Here is a 14,437-nt window from a genome sequence, read left to right on the forward strand (position 1 = left end):
CTTCTGATGAGGAGTTCGGAGCCCGGCGCCCAGCGGTTACAAGCTCACGCCGACGTGAAACACATAGCCGTGCCTGTCACCAACGCAGCAATCGCGGCCCAAGCAGCGCGCCTGTCGGTGTGCACAGCACAATCGTGCCCCCGTACCAGAGGGCGACAAAGGGCAGCGAGTCATCGGTGCAGTGAAGGGAGTAAGCAATTGCGCTCACGCCGCCTGCGACGAGACCGCTGAATGCGCCCGCGCGAACAAGGCCCCGACTTCCGATATGGACGCCTAGCGCGCCGCATCGCCTAGCCGTCGCGAAGATCACCGTAGCCATGTGAGCGGGCACGAACGCGAGAGTGGATTTTCGAAGCGCGAGCGAGTCGTTCGCGGGCTTGACCTTGGAGTTAGGTCCAAGGGTTAGTCTCGGATCATTGGAGACAGGCGCCGCAAGAGGAACAGTGATGAAAACGACGATCTTCAAAATTGACGGTATGAATTGCGACGGATGCGCGGAGACGATCCAAAGCCTAATCGAGAAGGAACCTGGCGTGCGTATGGCGTCCGTCTCGTTTGCTGACCAGCGGGCGCGCGTGCTGTTCGATCCGCAATCCATTCGGGAAGACCGCCTTGTGAACTTGATCCAAAAGCCCGGATTTCGCGTCGTGGCCCGCGAAACGGCAGGTAGCTGACCGCTAAGCCATGCTGTTGCCGGAGCGGAATGGAGAGAACGCAATGACTATCGCGACAGGAACTGCTTCCACCTTCACGCCATGGAGCGAGGAGCCCTCGGCGAGACCCAATCGCCGCAAGATTCGCGCGCGTATCGGCGGCCTGCATTGCTCCCTCTGCACCGGCACCATTGAGAAGGCGCTCGGGCGACTGCCCGGCGTTGATAAGGTGGCCGTGAGCTTGACCCATGAGCAGGCCCTGGTCGAATACGATCCCTCTATTGCCCGCCCTGAGCTGTTCCTGCAAACGCTGCGCGACATCGGGTATACCATCTCTGATCCCAGCAAGCTCAGGCCGTACGAGGAGGAAGAGCGTGATCTTGTGAACGAGGCACGGCGCTTCGTCGTTGCCGTGGTGCTGAGCGTTGCAGCCATCCCGATCATCGCCGATCCGGGCGTGGGCTGGATTGGATTTCTGCCGGCCCTTGTTTGTCTCAGCTTTGGGGCATTCGTATTCCTGGTGCTGCGGTCGACCGGATTCTGGATCGCGGTCGCGAGTGCCACCGGGCTTGCGGCGATGTCGCTGACGCTGCTGTTTCTGAATTTGCAGGGCTACCTGACGAAGGCTGCTCCATGGCTGACCGGCGCGTTGGCATTGTTGCTCGTCTTTGGCGTCGGCCGGCATATCCTACACATGGCCATCCAGGCCTTACGGAGGGGCATCCTCAACCAGCATGTCCTGCTGGAAATCGGAGCATTCGCAGGGATTGCGGGCGGCATCATCGGGCTCGTCCTCGGCCGGCCTGACTATCCCACCGCACCATTCTTTGCCGTCTCGGTGATGGTCGGCACCTACCATATCTTTTCCGAATGGCTGTCGCTGATCGTGAAGACCCGCAGCTCACAGGCGGTGAAACGGCTATTGGACCTGCAGCCTGAGACTGCCCGAGTGGTGCGTGGCGGCACCGAGTTGGAATTACCCCTCGAAGCGGTCAGGATCGGTGATCTCGTCCGGGTCCGCCCTGGCGATCGTATCCCCGCCGACGGCGTTGTGGTCAGCGGGCATTCCGGGGTCGACCAGTCGCTTGTGACCGGCGAGTCGATTCCGATCGAAAAAACGGAAGGCGCTACCGTCGTCGGCGGCTCCATCAACGGCACGGGGACGCTGCTGGTGAGGATCACGGCGCTCGGCGAAGGCAGTTTTCTCAGTCAAGTGATCCGGCAGGTCGAGGACGCGCGAGCGCTCAAACCTGGCATCCTGCATCTCGTCGACCGGGTGCTGCGCGTCTATACGCCCACGGTTCTCGTGGTAGCGGCGCTCGCGGTGATCGGCTGGCTTGTGGGCTCCTCGCTGAGCAGCGGCCAGCCTGACATCGAGCGGGCGGTCTTCGCCGGTCTGAGCGTGCTGGTGATGGGCTATCCCTGCGCGGTCGGCATTTCCGCCCCGCTCTCGATCGTGCGCGGCGCGGGCCAGGCTGCGGAACGCGGCATCCTGATGCGCACAGGCGAAGCGTTTCAGGGCTTCCGTCTCGTGGAGCAGATCGTCCTCGACAAGACTGGCACATTGACGGAAGGACGCCCGGTCGTGCGGGAGATCATGCCCCTTGGCACGACCGAATCCGAGCTGCTCGCCCTGGCGGCTGCTGCCGAAGCCTCTTCAGAGCATCCGCTAGCGCAGGCGATCGTAACGGCTGCTTTTGAGCGGGGCGTGACGCCCCCGGACGTTGAAAGCTTCGAGGCCTTGCCGGGTAAAGGCATCACCGCCCGAATCAGCGGTCGCGAGGTTGTGGTGGGCAACCCGCTTTTTCTAGCGGGGCAGACCATCGACCTCAGACCGGTCACTGTAAAGGTCGAGGCTCTTGAGACGAACGGGCTGACGGTTATTGGCGTAGCGCGAGACGGGCGCGCCTTGGGCATCATTGCGCTCGGTGACACGCTCCGAACCGATGCCGCCGAGGCAGTCCGCAACCTGCATCGTGCGGGCCTCAGGACCGCGCTCGTGACCGGCGACAATGAGCGCGCGGCTCAATGGGTCGCTCGTGAGGTCGGCATCGACGAAGTCCATGCCGGCATATTGCCGCAGGACAAGGCCGCGATCGTGCGCGGGCTTCAAGCCGCAGGCCGGGTCGCGATGGTCGGCGACGGCATTAACGATGCTCCGGCGCTCATGCAGGCCGACGTCGGCATCGCCATGGGCGGCGGAACCGACATCGCAATCGAGTCGGCCGACATCATCATCCTGTCTAATCGCTTGAATGCGCTCCCGGAGGCCCGCGAGATCAGCAGCCGCAGTTACCGCAAGATGGTCCAGAACGTCACGCTCGCGTTCCTGTTCAATGGCATTGGGATCCCGATCGCGGCGACCGGACTGATCTACCCCGTGTGGGCCATGGTGGCGATGGCGGTCAGCGTCACGGCGATCTTCTTCAATTCGCTTTGGGGAACGCCGCGCCTGTTCTTCGATGCAATCCGCAGCGTCGGTCAGCCGATCGTGAACGCTCCGGCACGCCAATCGGCCTAAAGCCGCGCCCGACGGGCTTGACCCTGGAGTATACTCCAGGGTTCAGAAACGGCCTCCAGAGAGACACGGCATGATCACGATCGGCAAATTGGCTGGCCTGACCAGCGTCAGCAACGACACCCTTCGCTATTACGAGCAGGAAGGCCTGATCAGCCCGGCGGGGAAAAGTCCTGCGGGCTACCGGCTGTACGACCGCGATTCCGCCCGGCGCATCCACTTTATCAAACATGCCCAGCAGTGCGGCTTCACGCTGGCCGAGATCCGCGATCTTCTCGAGTTGCGCAGCCGTGACAAGGCCTGTTGTGGGGACGTTCGCGCACGAGCCATCGAGAAGAAGCTGCAGATCGAAAGCAAGATCCGGGCGATGAAAGCGATGTCCAAGGCGCTCGATCAATTGATTGCCGAGTGCGCAAAGGAAGAACAACCCGTCCAGGAGTGCACGATCATCGCCGCACTGGAGCGGGCCAACGGTTCTAAGAAGGTGCAATGAGCTATGAAGGTGGAGATGTTCTATAGCCCCGGCTGCGCCGCCTGCGAGGATCGGCAGGCCGAGCTTCGCGCGGCGGCACGGGACACTGTGAGCGGCGTCGAATGGTGTGACGTCAATGTGCTCGAGAACATGGATGCCGCCGTCGCCTTGGGAGTGATCACGCTGCCATCAATCGTGATCGACGGCGAGGTAGCCTTTACCTCCCTGCCGACCAAAGCCCAGCTTTGCAAAGAGCTCATCGAGCGAAGAGGATCGAGGAAGTGATGGACGCAGAATCATTGCGGACAGCTGTGGAACATGCCGGCTTCGCGGCGGCCGGGGTGGCTTTCGCTGCCGGGTTCTTGTTCAGCTTCAATCCCGTTGCGCTGGCTTCCATTCCCGTCTCACTTGCATACGTGACCAAGGGCCGGGACAAGCGCCAAGCTTTTGTCTTCGGATCGCTGTTCATCCTTGGCATGGTCGTGACCCATGTCTTTCTCGGCTTCGTGGCCGGCCTGGGAGGAAAGTGGGCCGCCGACCTCACCGGAAGGGAATGGGGTCTCGTTCTGGGGCCTCTCTTGATTGTGCTCGGCCTCATGTGGGCTGGTTGGCTCCGCATTCCGCTGCCTTCGTTCGGCTTCCGGGCGACCCGTCCGACTGCCGCATGGGGCGCCTTTCTTCTCGGGATCCCGTTCGCGCTCGCCGTTTGTCCGGCATGCACTCCCGCGCTGGTCGTGCTGCTTGGAGTTACAGCCGGGGTCGGCTCGGCCGTGCTAGGCAGCGTCCTGCTATTGGCGTTCGCTGTTGGCCGAGCTATCCCCATCGCGCTTGGCGCGTTCGCCGTAGGCTGGCTTGAAAACCTGAAGATCCTTTCGCGATATCGACGCGGCTTCGAAATTGCCGGCGGGGTCACGCTAATCGTGATGGGACTCTACATGCTGAACGCGGTTTACGTCTGGATACCGGAACTAGCGGTATGAGCCGATAATGGCCGTTGAGTCGTCTATGTGACGCCAAGTGCAATGCCGAGCAAAAATTCTAGCTTGCTTCTTCGCGCGACTTCTCCAGCCAGTTTCGCGTTGCGAGCGTGTGCCCTGGCTATGATCTAGCAGTGCGCACGCGGCCGATCCATTGCCTATCCCTCGATCTGCATGCTCTTCGTTGGCCTTGCTGCAGGAGCTGAGGCCGGCACCGTTGCTGGTGAAACGACGTTAGCGCCGCGTTACATGACCCTTTGCGTGGCTCTTGCCGGGCGGCAGGTACGCGAGCGCGGCCAGGCTGTGTGCCGGCGCGCGCACGACTGCATGCCGGATACCTGCATTCGGATACATCGCTGCGAATGCACCCGGCTCCTGTTGGGCGAACTGCGAGGACTGTGCGAATACCGGCGTTGCCGCCATCATCAACAGAATGGTCGCCGCACTGAGAATTGTGAGTTTGGGCATGGCTCTTCTCCATGCATCGATCAGTGGCGAAAATTCGCAAATCCTCGAAGAACAGCTCGGGCAGGTCCGTCCGATCGGTGATGACGCGCGGACTCTCATGTCTGCGCTCCTCAACGCTCAAGAAGCTCTAAGCGAGAGTGGGTCGAGAACCGTTTGAAGTGCGTGATGCACTTCTATTGATCAGTTCGGAGCGGCTTCTGCAAAGGTTACGCTCCTCGCGGCGATGTGAAGCCGCTTACCTACGCAATAGACACGGCGCACTTGGCTAAACCATACAACGGTACGGGCGTCGACGCCCAGCCTCATCGCTAGCCTTCAATTGCCTGGGCCAGCCATTGTCCGCTTGTGAATTGGGCTGTCAGGCCTGAAGGCGTAGAATGCAAACGCAAACGTGACGTCGTAGGGAATGTCGGAGAAGCGGCCACCCTCGTGCCGCTGCACGATTACGTTGCCGACGTCGCGGCCACCCGCGACGGTCTCCTTGTCTAGGGCAGAGGTTTGTCCGGCCTCCCACTTCAGAACGATATCGCCGGCTTCGATCGTGCCGCGCTCTCTCAGCAGCGAAAGCGACCAGGCCTCGCGATGCCCCGGCCTGGTTTCGACGGCGATGACGCGTTCCATCGGATCGATGCGTCGGGCAACGAGCCGTCATAGAGGAACGGCTTTTGGCCGTTTGCGTCGTATCCAACATAGGGATTCCTGCCGTAGTTGCGCGCGCGGGGATCGTTTGGGATCAGCACTTGCCCATTGGGGAAACGCTGGCGAAAACGACTGAAGGCTTCTACACGCGACGCAATCAAACGAAGGTGTTTTCCGCTCAAGACGCCCACAATTGCATCGCCCGCGAATTGTTGCCACCAGCTCTCGGTCTGACGGTCGTACATCACAAGATCCGAGTTTCGGAGTTTTCCTGTTGTGCCGAAATCGAGGACGCGATTCTCCAGCGCGCGGTCAAAAACGAGCGAGGCGTTGCAGAGCGGGCAATAGGTCACGGCGACCGGCGTGCCGCCGATGAGATCGTTCACGATTTCGTGCCAGATCAGAACGCTCAGCGGATAGGCTCGCGCATCGTCGCGGATAGCAAGCGAAATCACCGGCTCGGTGTCCACAATGCGCGCGGCCCACCCGGATGCGGCACCATTGCTAAGCCGCTCGAAACGGGGGGCATCGATCGGCGGAATACCGTCCTTCGGTGGCCCGCCCGACTTGATCTCTTGCAGAGGAACAGTGTGTCGCGAAAAATCAGTGCGAGGCCACTCAGCCCGCCAGCTTGCTGGCTCGGCCATGGATCTGTTCGCTGTAGCAAACGAGGCCGCAAGCGTCGCCACCGCCAGCACGGCGTAAGTATGGAAACCTGATGACACGCCGCCAAGGACTCTCATGGTTTAGCCGAGCGCGCCGCAACCTCGTCACCAAAATGTTCGCTCGATCCCCTGAGGAGGTTACCGGGTGCCCTGACCTCTTCCGTCGTGAAAGGTCAGGTCAGGTGTGACCGGTCGGTTGCTCAGCTGGCCGAGGTGATCGTTGCCTGTTGAAATCAACGGCTCGCCCGTTCCCGGAATAACGTCTCCATCAGGGGGCATTCCGGTTGGGTACCATTGCCGCATTGCGCAATAACGTCTTTCAACACCCGCTCCATCCGCCTCAGGTCGGCGAGCTTGGCCCGCACGTCATTAAGATGTGCCGCGGCGACAGCGCGGACATCGGCGCAGGGCTGGTCGCGCTCGTCGGCAAGATGCAACAGCTCACGGATTTCATCGAGGGCGAACCCTAGTTCGCGCGCCCGCAAAATGAACCGCACGCGACGTTCGTGCGTCGCGTCGTAGCTCCGATACCCGGCGGGCGTACGCGGCGGCGCCGGCAGAAGGCCCACCTTCTCGTAATAGCGAACCGTCTCAAGGTTGCAGCCGGTTCTTTGAGCGAGTTCCGCCCGCTGCATACTCTTCACCCTGGTGTGATCGCGCATTGGACCAAGCCCGTTGACCCTGTAGTCGCTACAGGGCGGATGCTTACGCCGTTCCCGAAGCTTTGCCAAGCAAAGAGGTAGAAATGGTTCCTTCACGAGCTGGAACAAAAGAGGCTGTGCCGACTGCATCTGGCAGAGTGGAGCACGAATTGGGACGGCAGCGTCTTGTAGCATTCGGCGGGATAATCGGCGCGTTGGCCGCCTCCTCCTGCTGCATCGTGCCGCTCGTCCTGTTCAGCCTGGGCATTGGCGGCGCCTGGATCAGCAGGCTGACGGTGCTTGCTCCCTATAAGCCACTGTTCATCGCAGCAACAGCCGGCATGCTCGGGTACGGCTTCTACGTGGTTTACTGGAAATCCGGCCAGGCCTGCGCGGACGGCACGGCCTGCACGCGCCCGGTATCCACCCGCATCGTCCGTTTGTCGCTCTGGATGGCGACGCTCATCGTCTTGGCCGCCTTTGGCTTCGACTATGTCGCCCCATTATTGCTCGGCACCTGATAGAAGGAAAGGAGCTTTCCCATGAAGAGAAGCTCATCCGTTATTGCGTTGATCGCCTTGGTCATGTCGGCCACGGCCGCCGTTGCCGGCGAGCGAACGGTCACGTTCGCCGTTGACAATATGGCCTGCGCCTCTTGCCCCTACATCGCGAAGAAATCGATGGCCGCGGTTCGCGGCGTCGCCAATGTCACGGTGTCGTTCGAAGCCAAAACCGCAACCGTGACTTTCGACGATGTGCAGACAACTCCGGAAGCGATCGCGGCCGCAAGCTCGAATGCGGGGTATCCGGCGCATCTAAAGCAAGGCAGCTGAGCTGCCTTGGGCGGATTTCGGAGGATGGGGCGAACTCATGAGCGAATGCTGCAAATCTGCTTCGGTTCGGGATCAAGAAACGCTTTCCGGTCCTGCCACACTGCCGCAGTTCTCACTGCGACCCGGCGTGACATTTCCCGATTGGTCGCTGGTTACGTCGCAGGCAGCCAGAGATGCGCTGCTGGCCATCAAGGATGTTCTTCAAGTCATGGCGGGATCGAAGAACGCGCTTGATGATTGGAGCGAGAGCGATCGCCTGATCGACCGTATCCGCGTGATACTGATCCAGTTCTACATGGAGCAGCGCCGGGCTCCCATGGTGTGCGAGCTCGCGGAGCGCGCGGCGCTAAGCGAGTCAACCGTCCGCCGGCTGCTTGAACAGCTTCGTGAGCGCGATCTGGTTGTGCTCGAGAACGGGAAAATCGTCGGCGCGTACCCATTCACTGACCGGAACACCGGCCATCATGTCACCCTAAGCAGTGGCACCATTAACGCGATGTGTGCGATTGACGCGCTCGGCGTTGGCGCGATGACGAGGCGCGATGTCACCGTCGCTTCAAGCTGCAGTTATTGCAGTGCGCCGATCCGGATCACGACGCGCGGTCTCGGACGGGAGCTCGCCCGTGTCGACCCAGAGATAGCCGTCGTGTGGCAAAGCGTCCGGTATCACGGCGCATGTGCGGCGGAGTCTCTGTGCCGCGACACCTCGTTCTTCTGTTCCGTGGACCACCTCGCGAAGTGGCGGCGTGAGCGCTGCGCCGACGAGCCCGGAATTCAGCTTCGGATGGACGAAGCGTTACAGATGGCGCGAGCACTGTTTGATCCGATTCTCGCCAATCTCGATGCTGAATCCAGCGCCGACCGCGAAAGCGTATCGCGCGACAAGCCGCATTCGATCCCACCGTTCTCGAAAGCCGCTCCCGAAACGCATCGCTATGACCGCCCCCTGGGGCGCATCGACGGCGGCTATGATCTCGTCGCGGTCGGCGCCGGTTCGGCCGGATTTTCAGCCGCGATCACCGCCGCCGAACAGGGCGCACGCGTTGCTCTTGTCGGTAGCGGAACGATCGGCGGCACCTGTGTCAATGTGGGCTGCGTCCCGTCGAAGACACTGATCCGTGCGGCGGAGCAGCTACACAATACACGCGCGGCCGCCCGCTTTGCCGGGATCAGTGCACAAGCCGCCGTGATCGATTGGCGGGCAACGGTTCACCAGAAGGACACGCTCGTCGCCGAATTGCGTCAGGCCAAATACGTGGACCTGCTTCCGGCTTACCCCAACATCGACTTTCGCCAGGGTCGGGCACGCCTCGTGGAGGATGGGGTGGAGGTCGACGGAATGCATCTTCCTGCCAGCAAGATCATCATTGCAACCGGCGCGCGTCCGGCGATCCCCGCAATCTCCGGCCTTGAGGCCGTGCCATACCTGACCAGTACGACGGCACTCGATCTCGAAAGCTTGCCGCGCTCGCTGCTCGTGGTCGGCGGCGGTTATGTCGGGGCCGAGCTCGCCCAGATGTTCGCGCGTGCCGGCGTGAAAGTGACACTGGTGTGCCGATCCCACCTGCTCCCGGAAGCAGAGCCCGAGATAGGCGCTGCGCTCTCGCGCTATTTCGAGGTTGAGGGAATTAGCGTGATCGCCGGCGTCGGTTACCGCGAGATCCGGAACATCGGAGAAGGCATTTCTCTCAAGGCCACGCGCGACGGGCGAGACATGACAATTGAAGCCGACCAGGTGCTGATTGCGACCGGTCGCACCCCCAATATCGAAGGGCTCGGGTTGCCTGAGTGCGGGATCGCTACCGCCCCAAAGGGAGGAATCGCCGTTGATGAGCACATGCGCACGACCCGGGCCGGCGTCTACGCCGCCGGTGACGTGACTGGTCGCGACCAGTTCGTCTACATGGCCGCCTATGGCGCCAGGCTTGCTGCAATCAATGCTCTAAGAGGCGATCGCCTGAGCTACGACAGTCGCGCGATGCCGGCCATCGTGTTCACCGACCCGCAGGTGGCAAGCGTTGGTCTCACCGAAAAAGCGGCGCGTGATGCAGGGTACGATGTGCGCGTTGCCACGATCGGTCTTGACCAGGTGCCGCGCGCACTGGCCGCCCGCGACACCCGCGGGCTATTCAAGTTGGTATCGGATGCAAGGACCGACCGACTAATAGGCGCACATATCCTGGCGCCGGAGGGCGCCGACAGCATTCAGACCGCTACGCTGGCAATCCGCCAGGGTCTCACCGTCGCAGATCTCGTTGACACCATCTTTCCTTACCTGACGACCGTCGAAGGTCTCAAACTGGCAGCGCTGTCGTTCACCAAGGAAGTTTCCAAATTGTCTTGCTGCGCCACGTAACGCCGAAGGAATTCGTTCGAGTCGTCCGGAAGAACGTCTGTATACCTTACCCATACCCAACGGGTTCCAATCCCGGCCTCGAGATTGCGATCCATTCTCGACGATGTGTTTCCCGGCCGACGTAACCTTTCTTGTCCGTTGACGAATTTTAGGAATAGGCGGGCCAGCTTGGCGCGCCGCAATAGCGACTGCGCGCGGTCGCACACCAACTCGCATTCGGAGGAATGGATATGTCCAATCGCACCCTATCCGCACTCGTCGCCGGAGCCTTTGCCGCAGCCGTAGGATCGCTCGCGGCAACGCCCGCGCCCGCGGCCGATCCAAAAATGGAAAAGATGATGAAGGATGCCGATGCGTCAATTAAGGCCGGCAAGATGGAGAAGTGCTACGGCGTCGCGCTCAAAGCTCAGAACGACTGTGCAGCAGGGGCGGGCACCACCTGCGCCGCGACCGGCACGGTGGATTATCAGGGCAACGCGTTCAAGCTCGTAGCCAAGGGCACGTGCACGACCATGCAGACGCCAAAGGGCCCAGGGAGCCTGACGCCGAAGGCTTGATCGCAGGTCAAATCGGGAAGGCTGCACAGCCGCCTGCCCGCATCTCCCTTTGTCCGGAGGTTACCGTGCTGCTTTCATCTTCTCCCGCAAAGGACCGCATTCCGCCGCGCGGAGGCGTGGGACTCAAGGCCGAGCACTGCCGCACGATCGTCGAGACCTGGCCGGACATCGGCTTCTTCGAGGTTCATGCAGAAAATTACATGGGGGCGGGCGGCCCGCCGCACCGCTATTTGTCTGCTATTCGGGAACACTATCCGCTCTCGCTCCACGGTGTCGGATTGTCGATCGGTGCCGATCGACCGCTTGATAAGGACCACCTTCAACGCCTCAAGCAACTCATCGAACGTTACGAACCAGGCCTGTTCTCAGAGCATCTGGCCTGGTCATCCCATGATGTCGGGTTTTTCAACGATTTGCTGCCTGTGCCGTACACCGCCGAGACGCTCGCGCGCGTCGTCGAACATGTCGAACAGGTGCAGGACTGCCTTGGACGGCAGATGCTGCTGGAGAATCCATCGACGTATATCGCCTTTGCCGAAAGCACCTACTCTGAAATCGACTTCATCGCCGAGGTGGTCCGGCGCACTGGCTGCGGCCTGCTGCTCGACGTCAACAACGTCTACGTCGCCTCGACCAACCAGCAATGGGATCCGTACGCCTATGTCGACGCGTATCCGCTCACGCAGATTCGGGAAATTCACCTCGCCGGCCACACAAAAGACGCCGACGGCAAGGGCCGGCCACTCCTGATTGACACCCATAATCGCCCTGTCGACGAGATCGTGTGGGATCTCTATGACCATACGGTCCGGCTTACGGGTCCCCTTCCCACGTTGATCGAATGGGACGCGGACGTGCCGGCTTGGCCCGTGCTCCAGCAAGAGGCCGAGCGCGCCGAGGCGATCATGCTCGCAACCAAATCGGAGGCCGTGCGTCGTGCGGCAGCTCGCTGAGAGACAACGCGATTTCGCGGCGGCTCTGCTGGATCCAGGGCTTCCGACGCCCCATGGTCTTGTCGATCCAGACGGTGAACCGGATCCGAAGCGGTTCGCCATCTATCGCAACAATGTCGTGGTCAGCCTGATCGAGGCGCTGGCAGACGCATTCCCGGCTGTGCACCGCATAGTCGGCGCCGAGTTCTTTCGCGCCATGGCACGAGTGTATGTCAGGGTCCAGCCGCCGCGCTCGCCAATCATGCTGGATTATGGCGCAGGATTGCCGGATTTCATCCGGAGCTTCGAGCCGGCTGCCGTGCTGCCCTACCTGGAAGACGTTGCACGCATCGAGCGCGCCTGGACGGAGGCTTATCACGCGCCCGAGGCTTCGCCGATCGACCCCAGTGTGTTCAACGCCGTCGCCCCCGACCAGCTGCCCGCGATCCAGCTTGAGCGTCACCCTTCGCTTCGCGTGGTCCGCTCGCAATTTCCGGCGCTGACGATCTGGCAGATGAACGTTGCCGACGGCGTCCCGGCTCCGGTCGATCTGGCCGCCGGCGGCGAGGATGCGCTGATCGTTCGCCCCGCGGCCGTCGTTGAGGTTCGCCTGATCCCCAAGGGCAGCCTGGAATTCATCCGGGCACTGAGCGGCGGAAGACCCGTGCTCGCCGCACTGGGGGCAGCGTTGATCGCAAATCCCCGCTTCGATCTCTCGGCAAACCTCTCCGATCTTATGCGCGCGGGCGCCATCGTCAGCTACAGCCTTGCGCAAGAGAACCCAACATGATCCCGCACGCGACCATCGCAACGATCGAGAACGCCGTCCGCGAGCTTGCGGACTGGCTCGCTCGCGCCGCTCAGGTGGCGGCTCCGCCGATGCTGAGGATCGCACTCGCCGTGCCCTTCTTCAAATCCGGATTGACAAAGTGGGACGGATTTCTCTCGCTTTCACCGGCTGCCGAGTTTCTGTTCGAGGACGAATTCAAGCTGCATATTCTTGGCCAGGCTTACGACTTGCCCTTCCCGACTGCAGTCGCCTACCTCGACGGTCGCAGAGATCGTGCTGCCCGTTCTGCTTGTTATCGGTCTTGCGACCCGCTTTTCGGCGCTGGCTCTCCTGGTCATGACCGGAGTGATCCAGCTCGTGGTGCCAGAGGGGTGGGCGAATTTTCACCTTCCCTGGGCGGGCCTGGCGCTGGCCATTATTGCGCTCGGCCCCGGAGCGCTCTCCCTCGACCATTTGCTTGAGCGGCTGCCTCGACCCTGGGTGCACGGAGGAACCTGATGCCGGCGAGGCGTTGGTCAGCGTCATGTCTGCGCCGGGCCCACCGGAGTGCTGGGCCATGACGCACGACTCTCGCAACCCTGGACCGTCGCTCAGGCTCGTCGGAAAGGACGACAGCGGCCCGCACCCAACAGGCTCGGTCGCCAGGGATGTCGACTGGTCCATCCTGATGGCCCGTGCCCAGGAAGGGGATCGAGCCGCCTATCACCGGCTGCTGCAGGAAATCACGCCGTATTTGCGTTCTCTTGCGGCGCGGCGGCACCATGACCCCAGCGATGTCGAGGATTCGGTTCAGGACGTTCTTTTGACCGTCCATTCGATCCGGCAGACCTACGATCCAGCCCGGCCCTTCGCGCCGTGGCTGGTCGCAATCGCCAACCGGCGTTTCATTGATCGGCTGCGCCGTCAGGGCCGCAGCAGAGAAATACCTTTGACCGCCGAGCATGAAACCTTTTGCGAGCCTGCAGCGAACTTCGAAGAGAGACCGGACGAGCGAGCGCTCGAGGGCATGGTCGATCACCTCCCTCCTGCCCAGCAGAATGCGCTCCGGTTGCTCAAGCTCAAGGAGTTGTCATTAAAGGAGGCGGCAGCATTGAGCGGCATGTCCGTCACGTCCCTCAAGGTGAACGCCCATCGCGCGCTGAAGAGCCTGCGGAGAAAGCTGCTCGATCGGAGCGAACCGTGATCAAGACACCCGATCTCATTGCTTCCCTAGCGGCAAATGCCACGCCGGTGCGGCGGTTGCGACCGCCGGTCATGCGGGCGGCATGCTGGCTCCTGCTTGCAGCGGTCGTCCTGACGCTGCTGGCCGTCAACCAGGGGATTCGCCCCGACCTGGTCCAGCGGCTGCAGGAGCCAGCCTTTGTCGTCGGCATGGCGGCCGCGGCTCTGACAGGCGTACTCGCCGCCATCGCGGCCTTCCTGGTCAGCCTCCCCGACCGGTCACGGCTCTGGCTCCTGCTGCCGATCCCCGCGCTGATCCTGTGGCTTTCGAACGTCGGCTATCAGTGCCTAACGCAATGGGTTGCGATCGGACCTGACGGCATAAGCCTTGGCGAAGCCGCGCGTTGCTTCGCCACGCTCGTGCTCACCAGCCTGCCCTTATCGCTCGCGATGCTGGTGATGCTGCGCTACGCCGCGCCGCTCCGCCCCACCGCCGTCGCCTTCATGGGCAGCCTGGCCGTCGCCGCGATCACGGCGACGGCGCTGTCGCTATTCCACGTCATCGATGCGACCGTGATGATCCTGTTGTGGAACTTCGGCACGGCGGTGCTGTTTGTTGGGCTCGCGGGCGTGTTCGGCCGGAAAATGTTCCGATGGGTGGCGCCGCGAACGCTTTATGCAAAGGACTAAGCTCATTGGCGCCGCAATCGCGCGAGCTCCGCGAGCTGCAGCCCTTCGCCGAGTAAATAGTCACGCAAGAACCCAAGCGGGCTCA

At 62.1% G+C, this 14,437-nt stretch carries 17 protein-coding genes and 2 pseudogenes; 14 read left to right on the forward strand and 5 right to left on the reverse strand.

Annotated elements, in window-relative coordinates:
* Positions 1–76: 76 nt before the first annotated feature.
* Positions 77–250: pseudogene (locus ASG57_RS36755) on the reverse strand (NrsF family protein); the annotation flags it as partial.
* A gap of 196 nt (positions 251–446) precedes the next feature.
* Between ASG57_RS36755 and ASG57_RS15290 the strand changes: the two are divergent.
* The 5 genes from ASG57_RS15290 to ASG57_RS15310 all read left to right on the forward strand — a co-directional run bounded on the left by ASG57_RS15290 (position 447) and on the right by ASG57_RS15310 (position 4,623).
* Positions 447–674 (forward strand): heavy-metal-associated domain-containing protein, encoded by a 228-nt coding sequence (locus tag ASG57_RS15290; protein ID WP_057196716.1) that lies wholly within the window; start codon positions 447–449, stop codon positions 672–674.
* 43 nt (positions 675–717) lie between these two features.
* Positions 718–3,174 carry a heavy metal translocating P-type ATPase gene (locus tag ASG57_RS15295; RefSeq protein ID WP_057196717.1) on the forward strand — a complete coding sequence of 819 codons (2,457 nt, stop codon included), beginning with the start codon at positions 718–720 and terminating at the stop codon, positions 3,172–3,174.
* Between the two features lie 70 nt (positions 3,175–3,244).
* Positions 3,245–3,664, forward strand: coding sequence for a heavy metal-responsive transcriptional regulator (locus ASG57_RS15300; protein WP_057196718.1), 420 nt, complete (start codon positions 3,245–3,247; stop codon positions 3,662–3,664).
* Between the two features lie 15 nt (positions 3,665–3,679).
* The gene (locus tag ASG57_RS15305; RefSeq protein WP_230646663.1) at positions 3,680–3,928 is read left to right on the forward strand and encodes a thioredoxin family protein; all 249 of its coding nucleotides are present in this window, start codon (positions 3,680–3,682) and stop codon (positions 3,926–3,928) included.
* Positions 3,928–4,623, forward strand: coding sequence for a cytochrome c biogenesis CcdA family protein (locus tag ASG57_RS15310; RefSeq protein WP_230646664.1), 696 nt, complete (start codon positions 3,928–3,930; stop codon positions 4,621–4,623). Before ASG57_RS15305 ends, ASG57_RS15310 begins: the two co-directional genes overlap by 1 nt.
* A 231-nt stretch (positions 4,624–4,854) precedes the next feature.
* Here ASG57_RS15310 and ASG57_RS15315 read toward each other — a convergent pair whose 3' ends face one another.
* From ASG57_RS15315 to ASG57_RS15325, 4 genes are all read right to left on the reverse strand, one after another.
* On the reverse strand, positions 4,855–5,088 hold the full coding sequence (locus tag ASG57_RS15315) for a hypothetical protein (RefSeq protein WP_057196721.1): 234 nt from the start codon (positions 5,086–5,088) through the stop codon (positions 4,855–4,857).
* Positions 5,089–5,403: 315 nt separating this feature from the next.
* Entirely contained in the window at positions 5,404–5,709 is a 306-nt protein-coding gene (locus tag ASG57_RS39660) for a DUF3179 domain-containing (seleno)protein (RefSeq protein WP_197433662.1), read from the reverse strand.
* Positions 5,643–6,374, reverse strand: a complete 732-nt coding sequence (locus ASG57_RS15320) for a DUF3179 domain-containing protein (protein ID WP_197433661.1) — start codon at positions 6,372–6,374, stop codon at positions 5,643–5,645. Before ASG57_RS15320 ends, ASG57_RS39660 begins: the two co-directional genes overlap by 67 nt.
* A 251-nt stretch (positions 6,375–6,625) precedes the next feature.
* Positions 6,626–7,054 (reverse strand): MerR family transcriptional regulator, encoded by a 429-nt coding sequence (locus tag ASG57_RS15325; RefSeq protein WP_057196722.1) that lies wholly within the window; start codon positions 7,052–7,054, stop codon positions 6,626–6,628.
* A gap of 83 nt (positions 7,055–7,137) precedes the next feature.
* Between ASG57_RS15325 and ASG57_RS15330 the strand changes: the two genes are divergently transcribed.
* From ASG57_RS15330 to ASG57_RS15370, 9 genes and pseudogenes are all read left to right on the forward strand, one after another.
* Positions 7,138–7,554 (forward strand): mercuric transporter MerT family protein, encoded by a 417-nt coding sequence (locus ASG57_RS15330; protein ID WP_057196723.1) that lies wholly within the window; start codon positions 7,138–7,140, stop codon positions 7,552–7,554.
* 48 nt (positions 7,555–7,602) lie between these two features.
* Positions 7,603–7,866, forward strand: a complete 264-nt coding sequence (locus ASG57_RS15335) for a heavy-metal-associated domain-containing protein (RefSeq protein ID WP_502690792.1) — start codon at positions 7,603–7,605, stop codon at positions 7,864–7,866.
* Between the two features lie 37 nt (positions 7,867–7,903).
* Complete coding sequence (gene merBA, locus ASG57_RS15340) at positions 7,904–10,222, forward strand: bifunctional organomercurial lyase/mercury(II) reductase MerBA (protein WP_057196725.1); 2,319 nt, start codon at positions 7,904–7,906, stop codon at positions 10,220–10,222.
* 230 nt (positions 10,223–10,452) lie between these two features.
* Positions 10,453–10,779, forward strand: a complete 327-nt coding sequence (gene bufA1, locus ASG57_RS15345) for a BufA1 family periplasmic bufferin-type metallophore (RefSeq protein WP_057196726.1) — start codon at positions 10,453–10,455, stop codon at positions 10,777–10,779.
* Positions 10,780–10,844: 65 nt separating this feature from the next.
* Positions 10,845–11,732: an MNIO family bufferin maturase gene (gene bufB, locus ASG57_RS15350; RefSeq protein ID WP_057196727.1), complete on the forward strand. Its 888-nt coding sequence runs from the start codon at positions 10,845–10,847 to the stop codon at positions 11,730–11,732.
* Complete coding sequence (locus ASG57_RS15355; protein ID WP_057196728.1) at positions 11,716–12,501, forward strand: HvfC/BufC N-terminal domain-containing protein; 786 nt, start codon at positions 11,716–11,718, stop codon at positions 12,499–12,501. The genes bufB and ASG57_RS15355 overlap by 17 nt, the downstream gene beginning before the upstream one ends.
* A pseudogene (locus tag ASG57_RS15360) lies at positions 12,498–12,999 on the forward strand (DoxX family protein). Before ASG57_RS15355 ends, ASG57_RS15360 begins: the two are co-directional and overlap by 4 nt.
* Before the next feature lie 58 nt (positions 13,000–13,057).
* Entirely contained in the window at positions 13,058–13,684 is a 627-nt protein-coding gene (locus tag ASG57_RS15365) for a sigma-70 family RNA polymerase sigma factor (protein ID WP_057196781.1), read from the forward strand.
* Positions 13,681–14,352 (forward strand): NrsF family protein, encoded by a 672-nt coding sequence (locus ASG57_RS15370; protein WP_057196729.1) that lies wholly within the window; start codon positions 13,681–13,683, stop codon positions 14,350–14,352. The genes ASG57_RS15365 and ASG57_RS15370 overlap by 4 nt, the downstream gene beginning before the upstream one ends.
* Positions 14,353–14,437 lie beyond the last annotated feature (85 nt).

The organism is Bradyrhizobium sp. Leaf396 (assembly GCF_001424605.1).
Taxonomy (GTDB): Bacteria; Pseudomonadota; Alphaproteobacteria; order Rhizobiales; family Xanthobacteraceae; genus Bradyrhizobium; species Bradyrhizobium japonicum_C.

What these genes read in the sequence shown, in the direction of transcription:
- ASG57_RS15295 (WP_057196717.1), top strand. Translation starts at nt 718, where the DNA reads ATGACTATCGCGACAGGAACTGCTTCCACCTTCACGCCATGGAGCGAG.
- merBA (WP_057196725.1), top strand. Translation starts at nt 7,904, where the DNA reads ATGAGCGAATGCTGCAAATCTGCTTCGGTTCGGGATCAAGAAACGCTT.
- ASG57_RS15300 (WP_057196718.1), top strand. Translation starts at nt 3,245, where the DNA reads ATGATCACGATCGGCAAATTGGCTGGCCTGACCAGCGTCAGCAACGAC.
- ASG57_RS15305 (WP_230646663.1), top strand. Translation starts at nt 3,680, where the DNA reads ATGTTCTATAGCCCCGGCTGCGCCGCCTGCGAGGATCGGCAGGCCGAG.
- ASG57_RS15320 (WP_197433661.1), bottom strand. Translation starts at nt 6,374, where the DNA reads ATGGCCGAGCCAGCAAGCTGGCGGGCTGAGTGGCCTCGCACTGATTTT.
- ASG57_RS15330 (WP_057196723.1), top strand. Translation starts at nt 7,138, where the DNA reads ATGGTTCCTTCACGAGCTGGAACAAAAGAGGCTGTGCCGACTGCATCT.
- ASG57_RS15365 (WP_057196781.1), top strand. Translation starts at nt 13,058, where the DNA reads ATGACGCACGACTCTCGCAACCCTGGACCGTCGCTCAGGCTCGTCGGA.
- ASG57_RS15310 (WP_230646664.1), top strand. Translation starts at nt 3,928, where the DNA reads ATGGACGCAGAATCATTGCGGACAGCTGTGGAACATGCCGGCTTCGCG.
- bufA1 (WP_057196726.1), top strand. Translation starts at nt 10,453, where the DNA reads ATGTCCAATCGCACCCTATCCGCACTCGTCGCCGGAGCCTTTGCCGCA.
- ASG57_RS15290 (WP_057196716.1), top strand. Translation starts at nt 447, where the DNA reads ATGAAAACGACGATCTTCAAAATTGACGGTATGAATTGCGACGGATGC.
- ASG57_RS15325 (WP_057196722.1), bottom strand. Translation starts at nt 7,054, where the DNA reads ATGCGCGATCACACCAGGGTGAAGAGTATGCAGCGGGCGGAACTCGCT.
- ASG57_RS39660 (WP_197433662.1), bottom strand. Translation starts at nt 5,709, where the DNA reads ATGGAACGCGTCATCGCCGTCGAAACCAGGCCGGGGCATCGCGAGGCC.
- ASG57_RS15315 (WP_057196721.1), bottom strand. Translation starts at nt 5,088, where the DNA reads ATGCCCAAACTCACAATTCTCAGTGCGGCGACCATTCTGTTGATGATG.